This is a genomic window from Nonomuraea sp. NPDC049684, assembly GCF_044465345.1.
Taxonomy (GTDB): domain Bacteria; phylum Actinomycetota; class Actinomycetes; order Streptosporangiales; family Streptosporangiaceae; genus Nonomuraea.
This window is the reverse complement of record NZ_JBITLO010000002.1, coordinates 134,507-153,048: the sequence shown is the minus strand read 5'-3', so window position 1 is coordinate 153,048 and position 18,542 is coordinate 134,507. Positions and strand designations below refer to the sequence as shown.

The 18,542-nt window shown below is 71.8% G+C and carries 18 protein-coding genes; 9 read left to right on the top strand and 9 right to left on the bottom strand.

Features of this window, described 5'->3' with window-relative positions; translation table 11 throughout:
• Positions 1-70 precede the first annotated feature (70 nt).
• The 6 genes from ACIBST_RS06460 to ACIBST_RS06435 all read right to left on the bottom strand — a co-directional run bounded on the left by ACIBST_RS06460 (position 71) and on the right by ACIBST_RS06435 (position 6,389).
• The gene (locus ACIBST_RS06460; RefSeq protein ID WP_397169629.1) at positions 71-1,123 is read right to left on the bottom strand and encodes a glycosyltransferase family 4 protein; all 1,053 of its coding nucleotides are present in this window, start codon (positions 1,121-1,123) and stop codon (positions 71-73) included.
• A gap of 192 nt (positions 1,124-1,315) precedes the next feature.
• A complete protein-coding gene (locus ACIBST_RS06455; RefSeq protein ID WP_397169627.1) occupies positions 1,316-2,878 on the bottom strand; it encodes an FAD-dependent oxidoreductase in 1,563 nt (520 codons plus the stop codon).
• 14 nt (positions 2,879-2,892) lie between these two features.
• Entirely contained in the window at positions 2,893-4,350 is a 1,458-nt protein-coding gene (glpK, locus tag ACIBST_RS06450; protein ID WP_397169625.1) for a glycerol kinase GlpK, read from the bottom strand.
• Between the two features lie 85 nt (positions 4,351-4,435).
• Entirely contained in the window at positions 4,436-5,188 is a 753-nt protein-coding gene (locus ACIBST_RS06445) for an IclR family transcriptional regulator (protein WP_397169624.1), read from the bottom strand.
• Between the two features lie 20 nt (positions 5,189-5,208).
• The gene (locus ACIBST_RS06440; RefSeq protein WP_397170702.1) at positions 5,209-5,856 is read right to left on the bottom strand and encodes an MFS transporter; all 648 of its coding nucleotides are present in this window, start codon (positions 5,854-5,856) and stop codon (positions 5,209-5,211) included.
• Positions 5,775-6,389, bottom strand: a complete 615-nt coding sequence (locus ACIBST_RS06435; protein ID WP_397169622.1) for an MFS transporter — start codon at positions 6,387-6,389, stop codon at positions 5,775-5,777. Before ACIBST_RS06435 ends, ACIBST_RS06440 begins: the two co-directional genes overlap by 82 nt.
• A 103-nt stretch (positions 6,390-6,492) precedes the next feature.
• Here ACIBST_RS06435 and ACIBST_RS06430 point away from each other — a divergent pair, with 103 nt between their 5' ends.
• Complete coding sequence (locus ACIBST_RS06430) at positions 6,493-7,113, top strand: TetR/AcrR family transcriptional regulator (protein WP_397169620.1); 621 nt, start codon at positions 6,493-6,495, stop codon at positions 7,111-7,113.
• Between the two features lie 57 nt (positions 7,114-7,170).
• Here the strand turns inward: ACIBST_RS06430 and ACIBST_RS06425 are convergent, their stop codons facing one another.
• Complete coding sequence (locus tag ACIBST_RS06425) at positions 7,171-7,695, bottom strand: hypothetical protein (RefSeq protein WP_397169618.1); 525 nt, start codon at positions 7,693-7,695, stop codon at positions 7,171-7,173.
• Between the two features lie 119 nt (positions 7,696-7,814).
• Between ACIBST_RS06425 and ACIBST_RS06420 the strand changes: the two genes are divergently transcribed.
• A complete protein-coding gene (locus ACIBST_RS06420; RefSeq protein WP_352326141.1) occupies positions 7,815-8,393 on the top strand; it encodes a YqgE/AlgH family protein in 579 nt (192 codons plus the stop codon).
• On the opposite strand, the gene ACIBST_RS06415 is transcribed toward ACIBST_RS06420, so the two are convergent.
• On the bottom strand, positions 8,390-9,019 hold the full coding sequence (locus ACIBST_RS06415; protein ID WP_397169616.1) for a TetR/AcrR family transcriptional regulator: 630 nt from the start codon (positions 9,017-9,019) through the stop codon (positions 8,390-8,392). The two genes, ACIBST_RS06420 and ACIBST_RS06415, sit on opposite strands and share 4 nt — an antisense overlap.
• 147 nt (positions 9,020-9,166) lie before the next feature.
• Between ACIBST_RS06415 and ACIBST_RS06410 the strand changes: the two genes are divergently transcribed.
• Complete coding sequence (locus tag ACIBST_RS06410) at positions 9,167-10,765, top strand: MFS transporter (RefSeq protein WP_397169614.1); 1,599 nt, start codon at positions 9,167-9,169, stop codon at positions 10,763-10,765.
• 127 nt (positions 10,766-10,892) lie between these two features.
• Here ACIBST_RS06410 and ACIBST_RS06405 read toward each other — a convergent pair whose 3' ends face one another.
• A complete protein-coding gene (locus ACIBST_RS06405; RefSeq protein WP_397169612.1) occupies positions 10,893-12,299 on the bottom strand; it encodes a cellulase family glycosylhydrolase in 1,407 nt (468 codons plus the stop codon).
• 68 nt (positions 12,300-12,367) lie between these two features.
• On the opposite strand from ACIBST_RS06405, the gene ACIBST_RS06400 reads away from it, so the two are divergent.
• The 6 genes from ACIBST_RS06400 (at position 12,368) to ACIBST_RS06375 (ending at position 18,448) form a co-directional block, all read left to right on the top strand.
• Positions 12,368-12,853 (top strand): hypothetical protein, encoded by a 486-nt coding sequence (locus tag ACIBST_RS06400; RefSeq protein WP_397169610.1) that lies wholly within the window; start codon positions 12,368-12,370, stop codon positions 12,851-12,853.
• On the top strand, positions 12,850-13,107 hold the full coding sequence (locus ACIBST_RS06395) for a DUF3039 domain-containing protein (RefSeq protein ID WP_397169608.1): 258 nt from the start codon (positions 12,850-12,852) through the stop codon (positions 13,105-13,107). Before ACIBST_RS06400 ends, ACIBST_RS06395 begins: the two co-directional genes overlap by 4 nt.
• Before the next feature lie 78 nt (positions 13,108-13,185).
• Positions 13,186-14,166: a M43 family zinc metalloprotease gene (locus ACIBST_RS06390; protein WP_397169606.1), complete on the top strand. Its 981-nt coding sequence runs from the start codon at positions 13,186-13,188 to the stop codon at positions 14,164-14,166.
• Positions 14,167-14,190: 24 nt separating this feature from the next.
• Positions 14,191-15,579 carry an MFS transporter gene (locus tag ACIBST_RS06385; RefSeq protein WP_397169605.1) on the top strand — a complete coding sequence of 463 codons (1,389 nt, stop codon included), beginning with the start codon at positions 14,191-14,193 and terminating at the stop codon, positions 15,577-15,579.
• Positions 15,580-15,669: 90 nt separating this feature from the next.
• The gene (locus ACIBST_RS06380) at positions 15,670-16,569 is read left to right on the top strand and encodes a hypothetical protein (RefSeq protein WP_397169604.1); all 900 of its coding nucleotides are present in this window, start codon (positions 15,670-15,672) and stop codon (positions 16,567-16,569) included.
• A gap of 124 nt (positions 16,570-16,693) precedes the next feature.
• Complete coding sequence (locus tag ACIBST_RS06375; RefSeq protein ID WP_397169602.1) at positions 16,694-18,448, top strand: DEAD/DEAH box helicase; 1,755 nt, start codon at positions 16,694-16,696, stop codon at positions 18,446-18,448.
• Positions 18,449-18,542: the final 94 nt, after the last annotated feature.

Here is an 18,542-nt window from a genome sequence, read left to right as displayed (position 1 = left end):
CCTACCCCCTTCCCCCGGGACGGGGGCGACACCCCGTGCGGCGGCGATCCGCCGCACGGGGACGCGCCGGTCAGGCGGCGAACGGCGCCGGACGCCGGTCGCGGATGCTCAGTTCGTAGATCTTCTCGTAGCCCATGGCCATGCCGAGCGCGTCGAAGTTGCGCTTGACGTGCATGCGGCAGTCGGCCGGGTTCAGGCCGCCCGCGGCCTCGACCGCCTCGGCCAGGTCGGCGGGGTCGTCGCAGACGTAGCCGGTGATGCCGTCCACGAGGACCTCGCCCACGGCGCCGCCGCGCAGTGCGACCACCGGGGTGCCGCTCGCCATGGCCTCGATCATGACCATGCCGAACGCCTCCTCCCGGCGGCTGGGGAAGAGCAGGCAGTGGGCGTCGGCCAGCAGCTCGCGCTTGCGCGGGCCGTCGGCCTCGCCGACATAGACGGCGTCCTCGCCGAGCCGGGGGCGGATGTGGCTGTCGAAGTACTCGTGCTCGGACGGCTCGTTCAGCCGGCCGGCGAGCAGGATGCGCCGGCCGGCCCGCCGGGCGGCGTCGATGGCCAGGTGGGCGCCCTTGCCGGGGCTGAACCGGCCGAGGAAGAGCGCGTAGTCCTCCTTGCGCTCGCGGAAGGGGAAGCTCTTCAGGTCCACGCCGTTGTGCACGGTGCCCAGCCAGTTGAGGTCGGGGGCCTGCATGCGCTGGAACGTCGAGGTGGACACCAGGCCGACGGAGTCGCCGAGCCGGCGGTAGCGCTCGGCCTGCTCGCCCGAGGCCGGGCCGTGCACGGTCGTCACCGTCGGGATGCGGGGGTTCAGGGCGGTCACCGAGCCCGCGGGGGAGTGGTCGTGGACGACGTCCACGTCCAGGTCCGCCGGCCGGACGTCGGGGACCGCCGTCCCAGGGACGGGTTCGTCCAGCGGGTGGGAGGGCGGCTGGGTGTAGGCGGCCAGGACGTGGGGGGAAGTGCCCGACCGGCCCGCGCCGATCAGGGTGACCTGGTGGCCCAGTCTGAGCAGGGACCGGGCGAGGTCGTCCATCATGACCTTGACACCGCCGTACGAGCGGGGCGGGTTCTCGAACCGCGGGGGAGCCACCATCGCGATGTGCAGCCGGGACTTGGCGGACATGACGTCACCTCCATTGGGGCGGCAGAAGAGGGTTCGGCCGGTAGGCGCTCCGACGCCGGCTCTGGGGCCCGGGGGTCCTCGGCGACGGATGCGACATATCGGATTCCCCGTACCGGCCGCCTCGAACCTGTGATCTGCGGTGACGTTCGTCGCAGCCGCGGCGGCGGAGGGCCGCCGCGGCCCGGGTGACGGTCAGGCGAGGAGCTGCTCGATGCGGGTGCGGACGTCGGGCGTGTCGAGCCCCCGCACGGTGAGCGTGGTGCGGCGGCGCACGACGTCGTCGACGGTGGCCGCCCACTCGTGGTCGCGGGCGTAGACGGCCTGGGCCCAGATGTCGGGCCCGTCGGGGTGGATGCGCTCGCCGAGCGAGGGGTCGTCGCGGATGAGCCGGGCCACGTCGAAGGCGATCGTGCCGTAGTGGGTGGCCAGGTTGCGGGCGACCAGCGGGTCCATGCGGGCGCCCGGCTCGCGTTCGGTCCACAGGCGCATGGCGACGGCGTCCGGGCTGGCCAGGCCCGGCAGGGGCACGGCGGGCAGGATGTCGGCCAGGTCGTCGCCGAGCGGCCGGCCCGGCAGGCGGGAGAGGGTCTCCAGGACGTGCCTGCCGATGTGCCGGTAGGTGGTCCACTTGCCGCCCGCGACCGACAGCATGCCGCCGGCGCCCCTGGTCACCACGGTCTCCCGCTTGGCGGCCGACACCTGCCCGGGGCCGCCGGGCAGCACGCGCAGCCCGGCGAAGGCGTAGGTGATGTCCTCGCGGCGGAGCTGGCTGTCGCGCACGGCGTGACCGGCCTCGTCGAGGATCTGGGCGATGTCGGCGTCGGTGGCGCGCACGTCGGCCGGGTCGCCCTCGTACGCCTCGTCGGTGGTGCCGAGCAGCAGGTGGTCCTCCCACGGGATGGCGAAGGAGACCCGGTACTTGTCGATCGGCGTGGTGAGCGCGGCCTTCCACGGGTCGTGGCGGCGCATCACCAGGTGGGCGCCCTTGGAGAGCCTGATGCTCGGCGCGGCGTGCGGGTCCTCCATCCGGCGCAGGTGGTCCACCCACGGGCCGGTGGCGTTGAGGACGAGCCGGGCGTCCACCCCGAACTCGGTGCCGTCGAGGCGGTCGCGCAGCTCGGCCCCCGTCACGTTGCCGGTCACGCTGCCGCCCGACTTGCGCAGCCCGACGACCTCGGCGTGGTTGAGCACGACCGCGCCCGCGTCGACGGCCGCGCGAACGGTCATGACGGCGACGCGGCTGTCGTTCATCTGGTGGTCGCCGTAGACGGCGGCGGCGCGCAGGCCCTCGCTGCGCAGCGCCGGGACGCGGGCCATGGCCTGGTGCGGCGTGATGACCTTGCCCATGCCGTCGCCGAAGACCGACAGCGCGGAGTACAGGAAGACGCCGGCGCCGAGCTTGGCCGCGCCGTGCGGGCCGCCCTTGTAGATCGGCACCAGGAAGTTGAGCGGTTTGACCAGGTGGGGTGCGATGTCGCCGGCCAGAGCGCGGCGTTCGCGGTGGTTCTCGGCGACCAGCTTGACGTTGCCGGTCTGCAGGTAGCGCAGGCCGCCGTGGACCAGCTTGGACGACGCGCTGGAGGTGGCCCCGGCGAAGTCGCCCGCCTCGACCATCGCCACCCGCAGCCCCGCCTGCGCGGCCATCCAGGTGACGGAGGTGCCGAGGATGCCGCCGCCGATCACCAGCAGGTCGTACGTGGCGCGGGAGAGCTCGTGCCGGACCTCGGCCCGGTCGGCGCCGATGGCGATGTTCATGAGGTGCTCCAGTCCTACTGTTCGACCCAGTCGAGGGTGCGGGCCACGGCCTTCTTCCAATTGCGGTACTCCCGCGCGCGGGCCTGTTCGTCGATCTCCGGCCGCCACTCCGACGCCTTGTGCCAGTTGGCGCGCAGGCTGTCGAGGTCGGGCCAGTAGCCGGTGGCCAGGCCGGCGGCGTACGCGGCGCCGAGGGCGGTGGTCTCGGCGACCATCGGCCTGATCACGGGGACGGCCAGCACGTCGGCCAGCGTCTGCATGAGCAGGTTGTCGGCCGTCATGCCGCCGTCGGCGCGCAGCGTGGTCAGGTCGAGGCCGGAGTCGGCGTTCATCGCGTCGACGACCTCGCGGGTCTGCCAGGCGGTGGCCTCCAGGACGGCCCGCGCGATGTGGCCCTTGGTGACGAACCCGGTCAGCCCGGCGATCACGCCGCGGGCGTCGGAGCGCCAGTGGGGCGCGAACAGCCCCGAGAAGGCCGGGACGAAGTAGCAGCCGCCGTTGTCGTCGACGGTCTTGGCCAGCGTCTCGATCTCGGCGGCGCTGGAGATCAGGCCCAGGTTGTCGCGCAGCCACTGCACCAGCGAGCCGGTGACGGCGATCGCGCCCTCCAGCGCGTACGTGGCCGGGCCGTCGCCGATCTGGTAGCCGACGGTGGTCAGCAGGCCGTGCCGGGAGACGACGGGTTCCTGGCCGGTGTTCATCAGCAGGAAGCTGCCCGAGCCGTAGGTGCTCTTGGCCTCGCCGGGCTCGAAGCAGGTCTGGCCGAACAGCGCCGCCTGCTGGTCGCCGAGCGCGGAGGCCACCGGCACGCCGGCCGCGGTGTGGCCGTAGACCTCGGCGGACGGGCGGATCTCCGGCAGCATCGCGCGCGGCACGCCGAGGGCGGCGAGCAGGTCGTCGTCCCAGCTCAGCGTGTGGATGTTCATCAGCATCGTGCGGCTGGCGTTGGTCACGTCGGTCAGGTGGCGGCCGGTCAGGTTCCACAGCAGCCAGCTGTCCATCGTGCCGAACAGCACCTCGCCGCGCCCGGCCCGCTCGTGCAGCCCGTACGCGTCGAGCAGCCAGCGGATCTTCGGCCCGGAGAAGTACGTGGTCAGCGGCAGGCCGGCCTTCTCCTTGAACAGCCCCTCGTGCTCGGCGAGCATGCGGGTGAGCGCGTCGGTGCGGGTGTCCTGCCACACGATCGCCGGGCAGACGGGACGCCCGGTCTCCCGGTCCCACAGGACGGTGGTCTCGCGCTGGTTGGTGATGCCCAGCGCGGCGATGTCGAGCCCCTCGGTGGCCTCGGCCATGACGGTCCGCACCGACTGCCAGATCTCCTCGGCGTCGTGCTCGACCCAGCCGGGCTTGGGGAAGATCTGGCGGTGCTCGCGCTGGGCGACGGTGACGATGTTGCCGGCCTGGTCGAAGACGATGCACCGGCTGGACGTGGTGCCCTGGTCGATGGCTGCGATGTAGTGCGGTCGAGGCACGAGGTTCCTCGCTTGGGAGTCGGGGTTCGACATTGTCGAACGATGTGAGCGATGTTACGTGTTTGCCCCGGTGTTGTTCAACCGGTCATCTGGCCAGATCGCGGGTGATCGCGCGGGCGGCGTCGCGGACGTAGGAGACGTACTCCATGGTCAGGGCGCCGTCGGCGGTCAGCCGTTCGACCGCGCCCCGGATGCCGATGGCGCCCACCACCAGGCCGCGCGGGTCCTTGATCGGGGCGGCGATGGCGACCTCGCCCTCGGTGAGCTCCTCCATCTCGGCCGCCCACCCCCTGGCCCGGACCTGCTCCAGCTCCTCCTCCAGCTTGGCGGCGTCGACCAGCGTCCGGTCGGTGCAGGCCGGCAGCGGCGGGGCCGCGAGCGACTCCCCGTACGGGTCGTAGGCGAGCAGCACCTTGCCGAGTGCGCTGGCGTGCGTCGGCAGGTAGGTGCCGACCTGGAGGGTCTGCATGCTGTCGTCGGGGCGGAACACGTGGTGGATCACCAGCACGTGCCCCTCGTGCAGGGTGCCGATCCAGGCGCTCTCCCTGCTCCGGCCGGCCAGGGCGTCGGCCCAGTTGATCGAGCGGGTGCGCAGCTCGTTGACGTCGAGGTAGCTGCTGCCCAGGTGGAGCAGGGTGGCCCCGAGCCGGTACTTGCCGGTCGCGGCGTCCTGCTCGACGAAGCCGACGCGGACGAGCGTGCGCAGGATGCCGTGGAGCGTGCCCTTGGGCAGGCCCAGCGCCCTGGCCAGCTCCGCCACGCCGAGCTGGCGGGGGCCGGACGCGAGCAGGCGCAGGATCGCGGCCGCCCGTTCCACCGATTGAATCGTCTCTCCCACGGCGGCCACCCTAGCGCAGATCAGTTCGACATTGCCGAACGCGTGCGGGAAATCAGCGCTCCGCCGGCCGTGAGCGCGGCGTTGACGAGCACCGCCACGATCACCCCCTGGAGCACGGTGCCCATCGCGGCCGTGGCCACAGCGCTCATGACCGGGATGCCCATGGTGATGCCGACCTGCTGGGTCATCGTCGCCAGGCCGGCGGCCAGGCCCTGCTCGGAGTCCGGCAGACCGGACGTGGCCGTCACCATGAACCCGACGATCGCCACCATGTTCCCGGCCCCGCCCGCGAACGTGGCCGCCAGCAGCAGCCAGATCCAGCCGGGACCGGCGCCCAGCAGCGCCAGCGACGCCGTCGCGACGGCCTGGAGCCCGAACCCGGCCGCCAGCGCCCGGCCCCTGCCGAGCCGGCCGAGGACCCGGGGCGCGAGCACGCCGTCGAGCACGGTGCCGAGCCCCAGCACCCCGAACGCCGGCCCGGTCGCCAGGGCCGAGTAGCCGAGCACCTTCTGCAGGTAGAGGGTCATGAGGAAGACGAGGGACGTCTCCGTGGCGAAGGCGATCAGCCCGGCCAGGTTGCCCCAGGTCACGTTCGGCCTGGCCGGGATCGAGACGGGCACGAGGGGCGCGGCGGCGCGGCGCTCGACGTACCAGAAGGCGACGAGCAGGGCGGCGCCGCGGCCAGCGCGCGGAGGCCGAGGGGGTCGGCGAAGCCGTGCTCGCCGGCCCTGGTGAGGCCGAAGACCAGCGCGAGCAGGCCGGCGGTCACGCTCACCGCGCCGGGCAGGTCCATCCTCGGCCGCTCGGCGCCCGCAGCGGCCCTTCGGGGAACGACGTGGTCAGCAGCGCGAGCCCGGCGGGCGTGACGACGGCCCGTGGCCAGGCCCTGGGCGACCCGGGCCGCCAGCAGCATGCCCGGCGAGACGGCCAGGCCGCCGGCCGGCGAGGAGACCCCCAGCAGCACCATCCCGGCCAGGAACAGCCGGCGCCGCCCGAACAGGTCGGCGATCCTGCCGAAGAGCAACGTGAACCCGGCGGCGGCCAGCGCGAACGCCGTGGCCACCCACTGGAGGTCGGACAGCGCGAAGCCGAGACCTGAACCGATCACCGGCAGCGCCACGTTCAGAATGGAGAAGTCCACGGCGAGCATGAACTGGGACCCCAGCAGGAGCACCAGAACCAGCCGTTGCCCGGACGTCATGCGATCGGATCGGGGCCGATCGGCGAGTACGGTCATGCCATCCCCCTAATGGGACGAAAGTCCCTTTAAGATGCGGCATGACGATAGCACGAAAGGGGCGTTAATGGAACAAGAGTCCCGTTTGGCGGGGACTGTGCGGCCAGGGGGCCGCACCGCGCGCGTGCGCGCGGCCGTGCTGGAGGCCACTCAGGACGAGCTGGTCGAGCACGGTTTCCATGGGCTGACCATGGACCAGGTGGCGGCCAGGGCCGGCGTGGGCAAGACCACGGTCTACCGGCGCTGGGGCAGCAGGGCCGGGCTGGTGACGGACCTGATGACCGAGCTGGCCGAGCAGTCGTCACCGCACGCCGACACGGGATCCATCGAGGACGACCTGCTGGCCAACGCCGCGGCCGTCGTGGGCGCGGTCACCGACCACCGGCTCGGGGCCACGTTCCAGGCGGTGATCGCGGCGGGCACCTCCGACGCGCAGGCCGTCCAGGCGTTGCGCGCGTTCTACCTGCGGCGCATCGAGGAGTGGGCAAAGGTCGTCGACCTCGCGGTGAAACGGGGTGAGCTGCCCGAGGGCACCGACGGCATGGAGGTGATCAGGGCGATCTCCGCGCCGCTCTACTACCGCCTGCTGGTCACCAAGGAGCCGGTGGACCTGGCGGTCGCCCGGGACGCGGCGCTGCGCACGCTGGCCGCGGCCCGCGCGGGCGCGTTCGTCCCGCGGGACGCCTGACGCGGCACGACGGGGCCTCACGCGCGGGCGAGATCGCGGGCAGGGGCGCGGGCGGGATCACAGGGGGCCGTCGGGGACCGAACGGGGCCAGACGGAGCCGTACCACCACAGGATCCCGCCCATCACCACGAGCCCGGCCGCCGTGGCCAGCTTGCCCCACAGGTCGGACGGCGGCCCGGTGTACGGCAGGCGGCCGTGCCTGCGCTCCCGCCCCCAGGAGCAGTCGTTGCGCACCCGGGTGGAGTCGATGAGCGTGTCGGGACGGGCGTCGGTGACCGAGAACGCCTCGATCTCGCGGGTGGTGCCCCGGTCGATCCGGACCGTCCTGACCACCTGCTTGCGGGCCGGGATCGAGCCGGTCGCCACGCTCCTCGCGTCCACCCGCAGGTCGAACCGGGCGAGCTGCGGGGTCTGGTTGCGCAGCGTGACCCGTACGGACCCCGAGCCGCACGCGAGCCGGTCGGTCGTCATCGTGAACGGGTCACCCCGGTCGGGCAGCGGCCACGCCTGCGCGGACGACGGAAGCAGCACGGCCGCGCCCACGGGAAGGGCGGCCAGGACGAGGCGTGTACCGATGCGCATGTGCTCCTCCCGAGCCCCGCAAGCGTGATCTTTGCCACAGATCGTGCCCATAAGTGCACAGAAAGTAACATGGCCGAGCCGGGGGAGCGGAAGCCCGTCACACCCATCATGATGGAGGTATGGCGGAAGCGATCTACGTCGGCGGTTTGTTGGTGGCGACGCCGCTTCTTGACGACCCCAACTTCCGGCGTAGCGTCGTGCTCATCCTGGAACACGACCACGACGGCGGCACGCTCGGCGTGGTGCTCAACCGGCCGAGCGACATCTCCGTCACACAGGTGCTGCCGGTCTGGGACCCGCTGGTGACCGGGCCGCCGGTGCTGTTCGAGGGCGGCCCCGTCCAGACCGACAGCGCCCTCGCCCTCGCGGCGGTCCCGAGCGGGGAGGAGCCGCTCGGCTGGCGCAGGCTGCACGCGGGCACCCCGGCCGTCTCCCGCCTGGGCACGGTCGACCTCGACGCGCCCCCGGAGATCCTCCAGGGCGAGATCGCGCAGATGCGGATCTTCGCCGGATACGCCGGCTGGACCTCCGGCCAGTTGGAGAGCGAGATCGCCGAGGGCGCCTGGTACGTCGTCGACTCCGAGGCCGGCGACACCTTCCACGGCGACCCCGGCTCGCTCTGGCGGCACGTGCTGCGGCGCCAGCCGGGCGAGCTGGCCTTCGTGGCGACCTGCCCCGACGACCCCACGATGAACTAGGCCGCCGGGCGGGTGTCCCAGCCGGGCCGCAGCGACGCCTCGGCCAGCGCGACCGCCTCGGAGATGCGCGAGACGATCTCCGGCATGGTGGTCTCCCTGCGCGGGCACTCGAAGCCGATGCGCATGGTGGACATCGCGAACGCCACGATCAGGTACGTCAGCTGATCGTCCTCGGGGGCGACGCCCCTGCGGGCGGCGACGGCCTCGGCCAGCCGCATCTCCGTGACGGCGCCCCGGGCCACCGACTGTCCCACCAGATGTGGATATTTATCGAATAGTTGCCGCAGCTTCAGGAACCTCTCGGTGTCCTCCGGCGTTGACCCCTGCATGTCGTCCACCATGGCCCGCAGGCCGTGCATGAGCGACGTGAACGGGGGCTCGTCCGCGGGACGAGCGGCGAACTCCTCCAGCAGGATCTCCTCGCCGTGGTCGTGGAACCACAGCACGAGATGGTCCTTGCCGGTGAAGTAGCGGAAGAAGGTGCGGGGAGAGACTTCGACGACCCCCGCTATCTGCTCGATCGTGGTGGACTCGTATCCTTGTTCGAGGAACAGGTCGAGCGCCGCGTCGAGGAGCGCGAGGCGCGTCTTCTCCTTCTTGCGTTCCCGTAGACCCACAGCGGACACCCCTTCGCCACCTTTCTGTCACAGTGTGCCAGAAGTCATGCAGCGTCTTTTTAAAATCGTTTGTCATAAGTCATCGCCTGACATACCCTACCTGAGGCTTACGAGACCTATGCCGCAGTTGAGCGGTATGTGACTGAGGGGGACCTTATGGCTAACGCGAAGGCGGTCGTCGAACCGTCGTCGCCCGGCCTCGGTAAGACGGGGACAGGTGGCGGAAACCCGTGGCTGGTGCTGTTGGCGGTCAGCCTCGGCGTCATCATGGTGATGCTGGACGGCACGGTGGTGGGCATCGCCAACCCCGTCATCCAGATGGAGTTGAAGGCGTCGCTGTCCGACCTGCAGTGGGTGACCAGCGGTTACCTGCTCGCGCTGGCGGTGTTCCTGATCACGGCGGGCAAGCTCGGCGACCTGTTCGGGCACAAGCGCGTCTTCCTGATCGGCGTGACCGGCTTCGCTCTGTCCTCGGTCGGCATCGGTCTCAGCCAGGAGCTGGCCGACATCGTGCCCGGCGTGTCGCCGGTCGGCGCGCTGATCGGCCTGCGGGTGCTGCAGGGTCTCTTCGGCGCCCTGCTCCAGCCGGCCGCCCTGGCCCTGCTGCGTGGCGCCTTCCCCGGTGAGAAGCTGAACCAGGCCATGGGGGCCTGGGGTGCGATCATCGGCCTGTCCAGCGCCGCCGGCCCGATCGTGGGCGGCGTGCTGGTGGAGAAGGTGAGCTGGGAGTCGGTCTTCTTCATCAACGCCCCGGTGGGCGTCATCGCGCTGATCATGGGCATTTTCCTGATCAAGGAGAACCGCGTCCAGACGTTCGCCAGGATCGACTGGCTCGGCGTGCTGCTGCTGTCGGGCGCGATGTTCTCGCTGGTCTGGACGATCATCAAGGCCCCCGAGTGGGGCTGGGGCGACTCGACGACGCTGACCTTCATCGGCGCGTTCGTGGTGCTCATCGCCGCGTTCATCTTCTGGCAGAGCAGGGCCAAGCAGCCGCTGGTGCCGCTGTCGCTGTTCAAGAACGCCTCGATCTCGATCGGCACCCTGCTGATGATGATGGTCGCGTTCGCCATGTTCGGCGCGATGTTCTTCCTGGGCTTCTTCTTCCAGGGCGTGCACGGCCTGACCCCGCTGGAGGCCGGTCTGCGCATGTTGCCGATGAGCGCCGGCATGATCGTGGCCTCGCCGCTGGCCGGCATGGCGATCGGCAAGCTCGGCCCGAAGATCACGATGGCCGCCGGTCTGCTGATCACCGCGTGCTCGATGTTCCTCATGTCGCGTCTCAGCATCGACGCCTCGTTCATCGAGAGCGGCCTGCCGTTCGTGCTGCTTGCCTTCGGTCTCTCGCCGGTGTTCGTCGGCGCGACCGAGATCATCGTGGGCAACGCGCCGGTCGAGCTGAGCGGTGTCGCGGGCGGCGTGCAGCAGTCGGCCATGCAGGTCGGCGGCGCGCTCGGCACCGCGATCCTGGGCGCCGTGATGGCCGGCGAGATCGCCGACACCCTGCCCGGCTACCTCGGCCCGGCGGCGCAGGCGATCCCGCCCGCGCAGCTCCCGCTGCTGGAGAAGGCCGCCGCGTTCGGCGCGGCGCCGCCCGGGCTGCCGCAGGTGGTCACGGACGCCGTGCACCACTCGTTCATGGACGGCATGCACCTCGCCTTCCTGGTCAGCACCGGTGTCGCGGTGCTGACGGCCCTGCTGACGCTGTTCGTCAAGGCCGGGCGCAAGAGCGAGGGCGCGCCGGTCCACATGGGCTGACCGCGTCCCGCCGGAACGGCCCCCGCCCAAGCGTGGCGGGGGCCGTTCCGCTGTCCGGGCCCGCGTGTGCGGGGGTGACGGTTGTCCGGGCCCGGTTGTGCGGGGGTGACGGTTGTCCTGGTCCGGTTTATGCGGGGGTGACGGTCAGGACGACGCGGCCCGAGGTCTTGGTGGTGACCGTCAGGATGCGCCTGGCGGCGTTCCACGTGGCGGTGCCGCCGTCCACCCGGGCGCCGTTCGGGAAGCCGCGTTCGGGCAGGTAGATCTCGGTGGGGCCGGTCTCGTTGGCGTCGAAGGTCACCTGGAGGCGGTTCTCGCCGTACGTGACGCTGACCGGGACGCCGCCGATCGCCCTCGGGTACGCCCTGACGTACGCGCCCGGCAACGCGGTGGCCTTCCCCTTGACGTCGTACGGCCCCCACGCGTCGGCGTCCCGCGACCAGTAGGCCATGCCGGTGCCCACCTCGTCGCTCACCCCCTGGACCTTCCGCACCAGGTCGGACGCGCCGGGCCGGGTCATGTCCAGCCCGAACTCGCCCAGCAGGACGGGCGCCCCCATGCGCTCGGCCGTCCGCGCGATGTTGTCGCGCCACCAGCCCAGCGTGCGGTCGGTCCACTCCTTGGAACCGGCGGCGTAGTCGTCCCCGAGGTCCAGCGGCAGCGGGTAGACGTGCGGGGCGAAGGCGATGCGCGGCGGCCCGCCGCGCGGGTCGTCGAAGCGCGGCAGCGACGACGGCAGCCCCCAGTTGACGCCCACGGCCTGCGGTTCGAGGAAGATCCAGCTGTCCTGGTCGACGGCCCTGATCCGGTCGATGCTCTTGCGGTAGAGGGTGGCCAGGGGGCCGGTCTCGAACGCCGCGCCCTGGACCGAGCCGCCCCACGGCTCGTTCATCAGGTCGTAGCCGAGAACGCCCGGCACGTCCTTGAAGCGGGCCGCGACCGCCGCCCACGCCCCGGCGTAGTGGTCCATCAGCTCGGGGTGCTCGCCGGTGGTGTTCCAGAAGTGGTCGAAGGCCCGGATGACGCCGGGCTCCAGGTAGTACATCTCCCAGGTGAAGTGCTCGGTGGCCACCGGCAGGCCGTCGGTGTGGGTGGCCCAGCCGGGCGCGCCGTTGCCGGCGACGCCGCTGGGGGTGATGCCGTTGCCCCACAGGTCCTGGTGCATGTCGAGCATGACCTGGTAGCCGCGGTCGGAGTACCACCGCACCCGCTCAGCCACCTTGTCCAGATATTTCGTGTCATAGGTGCCGGGGGAGGGCTCGACGGCCCGCCACTGGATGAGGAACCGCACGAAGTTCGTGCCCATGTCACGGTACTCGCGGTCGATGTCGTCCGGGGTCAGCTCGGGCAGGGCGTCGGGGGCGCCCTTGGCGCTGCCCGCCGTGTTGAAGCCGTGCAGGATCAGCGCCCGTCCCCGGTCGTCGGTGACATAGCGGGGCGTGGAGGAGGGAGCGTCCCTGGTCGCGGCGGCGACGGCGCCTCCGGCCAGCAGGACGAGCACGGCTGTCGTCGCGAGCAACCTGGCACGCTTCATCTGATCTCCGCAGATGCCGGGAAATGGGGTCTTCCATCAGAATCATGGACGCGGCTAGCCTGCCGAACATGAGCCTTGTTCGCAATAGCCTGCCGGCGATCGTCGCCTTCTTGATCGTCCTGGGGTTCGGTCTGTTCGGCGCGGCCCTGGTCACGAGGGTCGGCTACCTGGCCGTGCCGTCCGCGGTCGGGGGCCCGTACGCGCTGCCGGGGCTGCGCGTCGTCCCCCTCGGCGAGACGACGTGGCTGCTCACGCTCGCCGACACGGTCCTGGCGCTCGCCCTGGTCGGCGCGGTGGCGGCCACGCGCGGCGGCTTCTGGCGCACCTGGGGCAGGTTCGTGGCCGCCGCGGTCGCGGTGAACCTGCTGCGCGCGGCCCTGCTCGCCACGGTCGCGCAGGCCGGGATCGGCGCCTATCTCGGCTATCTCGGCGGCGGCCTGGCCCTGGGGCTGATCTGGGGAATCGTGCTCGGCTGGCTTCCGGGGCTCGCCGCGCTGCCACGCCGGCGCGCAACGCGGGACCGCTCGCCGGCGGGCATAAACTCGATGGGGTGAGCACGAAGATCCTCCCCGAGCAGGAGACCACGCCGCGCACCTCTCACGGTGACGGCGACCACGAGCGCTTCGCCCACTACGCGGACAAGCACAAGATCACCGAAAGCATGGTGACGGGCACACCGATCCGCGCCCTGTGCGGCAAGGTCTGGGTGCCCAGCCGGGACCCGAAGAAATACCCGGTCTGCCCCGAGTGCAAGGAGATCTACGAAGGTCTCCCGTCGGGCGGCGGGGGCGACGACGAGAAGCAGTGAGTGTTGCTGAAGCCCAATCCCCTCGGGTAAGGCTACGGTCGGTAATCTGACCAGCCCATACCGTCACGGGGGGATTGCATGGCCCGGCGCGCGACCGCCGTCTCGTTGGCATGCCTGCTGGCGGCCGGGCTCGCCCCGCCGCTCCCGCTCGACGCCACGCCGACGTCACGCTGCCCGTCGTCGGCCGCGCGCCTGACCGCGCACCCGGCTGTGCAACCGGCCGTGCACCCGGCCGTGCCCTCGGCCGGGCGTCCGGCCATGCCCCCGGCCGCGGGCCCGACGCGGGGCATGCCGAGGGCGACCGGCCCGCGCTCGCCGCTCCCCGAGGACGTCGCCAAGGTCATGGCCGAGCTGAAGGTCCGGCTGCGCGGGGTGGCCGTGCCCGCGCGCATCACCGTGCCGACCCGGGTGGTCGTCCTCACCGACGGCCGCCGCAAGGTCTCCGAGCAGGCGGTCAAGGCCCAGATCGACGTCCTCAACGCCGCCTACGCGGGCCGCAACGGCGGCGTCGACACCGGCGTGCGCTTCAAGCTGGAGTCGGTCTCCGTCAAGGAGAACGCCGGCTGGTTCACCGACCCCGTCGGCGGCGAGAAGGACATGAAGACCCGCCTGCACAAGGGCGGCGCCCAGACGCTCAACCTCTACATCGCCCAGCTCAGCGAACTCATGCTGGGCTTCGCCAGCTACCCCTACTGGTACGCCGGCGCCCCCGCACTCGACGGCGTCGTGATCGACTGGCGCAGCCTGCCCGGCGGCCCGATGACCAACTACGACAAGGGCTTCACCGGCGTCCACGAGATCGGCCACTGGCTCGGCCTGTTCCACACCTTCGAGAACGGCTGCGACGAGCCCGGCGACGGCATCGCCGACACCGCCCCCGAGGCCCGCGCGACCGAGGGCTGCCCCGAGGGCAAGGACACCTGCCCCCACACCGGCGCCGACCCGATGCGCAACTACATGGACTACACCCACGACCGGTGCATGTCGGAGTTCACCCAGGGCCAGGCCGACCGCATGCACGAGATGTGGACGGTCTACCGACGCAGCGCGGATGCGTAGTTTGGGGCCAATTACGATGTGCAGGTGACAGCACCGAAGGCAATCGACGCTCCCGACACCTCACCCCCGATCCTCGGACCCCAGTACCGCACCGCCACCTTGGGGATCCTTCTGGTGGTCACGCTGATCGCCTTCGAGGGCATGTCGGTCGGCGTCGTCATGCCGGCGGTCTCGGCGGACCTCGACGCGCTCAACCTCTACGGCATCAGCTTCTCCGCCTTCCTCATCGCCAGCCTGTTCGCCAACGTGGTCGCCGGGCTCTGGTCGGACCGGCGCGGCTACCCGCTGCCGTTCCTCGTCGGGGTGGTGCTGTTCGTCGCCGGGATGGCGCTGGCCGGCGCGGCGGACGCCAAGGAGCTGTTCCTGGTGGCGCGGGCCGTCCAGGGGCTGGGCGCCGGTTCCTCGATCGTGGCGCTGTACGTGATGATCGCGCGGGTCTACCCGGCGGTCGTGCGGCCCAAGGTCTTCGCGGCGCTGTCGGCCGCCTGGGTCGTGCCCTCGATGGTCGGGCCGGCCGTGGCGGGGGCCGTCGCGAACCAGTGGGGCTGGCGATTCGTCTTCTACGGGATCATCCCACTGGTGGTGCCCGCGCTGGTGATGCTCGTCCCCGCCCTCCGGATGGCCTCGCCCGGGGAGGCCGATGGGAGCCCGCGCGGGCCGCGTTCGCAGCCGCTGGCGATGACGCTGGCCGCCACCTCCGCCGCCGGCGGCGCGGGCGTGCTGCTGTGGGGCGTGGACGAGCTGCACAAGCAGCCGGTGATCGGCGCGGCGGCCACGCTCGGCGGGCTGGGCTTCCTCGCCTACGGCCTGTACCGGCTGCTGCCGCCGGGCGCGCTGCGGTTCGTGCGCGGGCTGCCCACGACCGTGCTGCTGCGCGGGTTCTTCTCGGCCGCCTTCTTCGGGGTGAACTCCTTCATCCCGCTGGTGCTCACGTCGGTCAAGCTCTTCGACGCCAGGGCCGCCGGGATCGCGCTGACCACGGGCGCGCTCGGCTGGTCGGCGGGCTCGTTCCTGCAGAGCAGGCGGACCGCCGAGCCGCACCGGCGGATCAGGCTCGGGGCGGTGTGCGTCACGGCCGGGATCGTGATCGCGCTGTTCGCGGCGCTGCCCGCGGTGAGCGGCTGGATCGCGGTGCCGGCCTGGATCGCGGCCGGGTTCGGCATGGGCCTCGGCATGACCACGGTCAGCGTCACCGCGCTCAGGCAGTCGCCGGTGAGCGAGCAGGGAGCCAACTCCGCGGCGCTGTCGGTCACCGACATGCTGGGCTCGGCCCTGACCGTGGGCCTGGGCGGCGCGGTGATCAACTTCATCGGGCACGGCCCCGGGCAGATCGCCACCGGATTCGTGGTGATCTCGATCCTCATGGCGCTCATCGGGCTGGCCGCCACGTTCCTGGCCGCCCGCACCCGCTGATCGTGTGATTCTGCCCCTCCCGCCACAACGATCACGGATCGCCAGATCTTCGTCCCGAGGAGTGATAGGACAACGGGACGAGGAGGTGTCATGGAGGATGATCACCGGGTCTGGCCCCCCGCTTCCGGGCCCCGCCACCGCCGCACTCCTCCCCAGGACGCGGACTTCCCGGACGACTCCGACAACGACGACGACGACGGCAGCGGAGACGCTGACGAGGAGGCCCCCTGGCCGCCGCGCCGGGGGCGCGACCCGTACGAGCGGCCGGCGTGGAACCCGCGGATCCGCAGGACGGTCCCGTTCGACCCGCCGCCTCCGGCAGGCCGCCCCGCCGCCCCCTCCGACCCGCTGCCCCCCTCGGCCCGCCGCCACGCGACCCCCTCCGAGCCGCTGCCTCCCTCGGCCCGCCTCTACGGCACCCCCGCCGACCCCGGACCGCTGGAACAGGCGCCGCGGCGCGGACGGCGTCCGGCGGGCGTCCTGGTCGCCCTGGTGGCGGCGGCGGGGCTGGTCGCGGGGGCGAACGCGGTGGCGTCCCGGCTCACCGCGCCGCCGCCCCGGCCCGACCGGCTGAGCGACGCCGTGGCCGGCGTGACGCTGCGGCTGCCGCCCGGCTGGAGCGCCGGGACGGTCCCGCCGGTCACCGGCTTCACCTCGGTCGCCAGGGACGGCAACGGCGCGCTGGTCATGGCCAGGCGGGTCGCCGAGCCCGTGCGGAACGTCAAGAAGGCCGCGGGGGAGGCCGCCGAGCTGTACTCCAGGCTGCTGCTCAAGGGCGACAAGGTCACCGTCGTCGACGACCGCGACATTCCGCAGGGACACACCCGGGCCCTGCGCGCCGAGTACCAGGACGTCGTCAACCGGCCCGCGTTCCTGCGCGTGATGCTTCTCACTCGCGCGGGCCGCGCCGTGCTGCTCGTCGGCCTGCTCCAGCCCGAGGCGGCCACCGGCAGACAGGCGCTCGACGCGGTGATGACGAGCTTCAGATAAGCCACATAGCACGTAGGGAAGACCTTGGCCAGAATCCTCGGTGCACGGCACGTCTTGTCGGTGAGCCCGATTACTCTTGGGTCACTGTGAGAGAGCGAAGCACACGAACCCCAGAGGTGATGCGGTGAGCACCTTCGCCGCGTCCCACCTTTCGCCTTCCTATCCAGACCGCGCCGCGTGGGGCACCGCGCCCAAACTGCGCGCCTGGCAGCAGCAGGCGTTCGACCTGTACTTCAGGCGCGAGCCGCGTGACTTCCTCACCGTGGCCACCCCCGGCGCGGGCAAGACGACCTACGCCCTGCGCATCGCCAGCGAGCTGCTGGCCAACGGGGTGATCAGGGCCGTCACCATCGTCACGCCCACCGAGCACCTCAAGCGCCAGTGGGCCGACGCCGCCGCCCGGGTCGGCATCGGCATCGACCCGGAGTTCAAGAACAGCCAGGGCACGACCTCGCGCGACTACACCGGGGTGGCGGTGACCTACGCGCAGGTCGCCATGCACCCCGCGCTCCACCGGGCGCGCACCGAGGCCCGCAAGACGCTGGTCATCTTCGACGAGATCCACCACGCGGGCGACGCCAAGTCGTGGGGCGACGGCGTGCGCGAGGCGTTCGAGCCCGCCACCCGCCGGCTCCAGCTCACCGGCACGCCGTTCAGGTCCGACGACAACCCGATCCCGTTCGTCGGCTACGAGGAGGACGCCGAGGGCGTCAAGCGCAGCGTCTCCGACTACTCCTACGGCTACGGCCCGGCGCTCGACGACGGCGTCGTCCGTCCGGTGATCTTCCTGGCCTACTCCGGCGAGATGAAGTGGCGCACCCGCGCGGGCGACGAGATCGCCGCGACGCTCGGCACCCCGCTCACCAAGGACCAGCTGTCCCAGGCGTGGCGGGCCGCCCTCGATCCCAAGGGCGACTGGATCCGCCAGGTCATGCAGGCCGCCGACCGCCGCCTGACCGAGGTCCGCCGGGGCGTGCCCGACGCGGGCGGCCTGGTGATCGCCACCGACCACGAGACCGCCCGCGCCTACGCCCGCCACCTGCGCAACATCACCGGCGAGGGCGCGACGGTGGTCCTGTCCGACGACCCGGGGGCGTCCAAGAAGATCAAGCAGTTCGCCGCCTCCGAAGACCGGTGGCTGGTGGCCGTCCGCATGGTCTCCGAGGGGGTCGACATCCCGCGTCTGTGCGTGGGCGTCTACGCCACCTCGACCTCCACCCCGCTCTTCTTCGCCCAGGCCGTGGGCCGGTTCGTACGCGCCCGCAAGCGCGGCGAGACCGCCTCGGTCTTCCTCCCCTCGGTGCCCACCCTCATGGGGCTGGCCAACGAGATGGAGGTCGAGCGCGACCACGTCCTCAACAGGAAGCCCCCGGAGGACGGCCTCGACGACAGCCTGCTGGAGCAGGCCAACCGGCAGAAGGACAACCCCGACGTCCTGGGCGACGAGCTGCCGTTCGAGACGATGGAGACCTCCGCCACCTTCGACCGCGTGCTGTTCGACGGCGGCGAGTTCGGCACCGGCGCGGAGATCGGCTCGGCCGAGGAGGAGGACTTCCTCGGCCTGCCCGGCCTCCTGGAGCCCGACCAGGTGGCCACCCTGCTCCGCAAGCGCCAGTCCGACCAGCAGGCCGCCAAGCGCAGGCAGGGCCCGGCCGAGCAGCCCAAGGAGACGCTCGCCCCGCACGAGCAGATCGCCGAGCTCCGGCGCGAGCTCAACGGCCTGGTCGGCGCCTGGAACCACCGCACGGGCCAGCCCCACGGCGTCATCCACGCCGAGCTGCGCCGCACGTGCGGCGGCCCGCCGATCGCGCAGGCCACCGCCGAGCAGATTCAGGAGCGCATCGACGCCATCCGCCGCTGGGCCACCCAGCGGCGTTAGCCGCGCCCCCCTTCGCCGGTTCCCCGCGAACCGGCGAAGGGGGGCGGCGGGGGTCCGGCAGGGGACCCTGCACATTTGGACACAGAGCAGTGAC

Bases quoted from the DNA above. Each gene is read 5' to 3' on its own strand.
- ACIBST_RS06460 (WP_397169629.1), bottom strand. From the start codon at position 1,123: ATGTCCGCCAAGTCCCGGCTGCACATCGCGATGGTGGCTCCCCCGCGG.
- ACIBST_RS06455 (WP_397169627.1), bottom strand. From the start codon at position 2,878: ATGAACATCGCCATCGGCGCCGACCGGGCCGAGGTCCGGCACGAGCTC.
- ACIBST_RS06435 (WP_397169622.1), bottom strand. From the start codon at position 6,389: ATGACGTCCGGGCAACGGCTGGTTCTGGTGCTCCTGCTGGGGTCCCAG.
- ACIBST_RS06430 (WP_397169620.1), top strand. From the start codon at position 6,493: ATGGAACAAGAGTCCCGTTTGGCGGGGACTGTGCGGCCAGGGGGCCGC.
- ACIBST_RS06425 (WP_397169618.1), bottom strand. From the start codon at position 7,695: ATGCGCATCGGTACACGCCTCGTCCTGGCCGCCCTTCCCGTGGGCGCG.
- ACIBST_RS06420 (WP_352326141.1), top strand. From the start codon at position 7,815: ATGGCGGAAGCGATCTACGTCGGCGGTTTGTTGGTGGCGACGCCGCTT.
- ACIBST_RS06410 (WP_397169614.1), top strand. From the start codon at position 9,167: ATGGCTAACGCGAAGGCGGTCGTCGAACCGTCGTCGCCCGGCCTCGGT.
- ACIBST_RS06405 (WP_397169612.1), bottom strand. From the start codon at position 12,299: ATGAAGCGTGCCAGGTTGCTCGCGACGACAGCCGTGCTCGTCCTGCTG.
- ACIBST_RS06400 (WP_397169610.1), top strand. From the start codon at position 12,368: ATGAGCCTTGTTCGCAATAGCCTGCCGGCGATCGTCGCCTTCTTGATC.
- ACIBST_RS06390 (WP_397169606.1), top strand. From the start codon at position 13,186: ATGGCCCGGCGCGCGACCGCCGTCTCGTTGGCATGCCTGCTGGCGGCC.
- ACIBST_RS06380 (WP_397169604.1), top strand. From the start codon at position 15,670: ATGGAGGATGATCACCGGGTCTGGCCCCCCGCTTCCGGGCCCCGCCAC.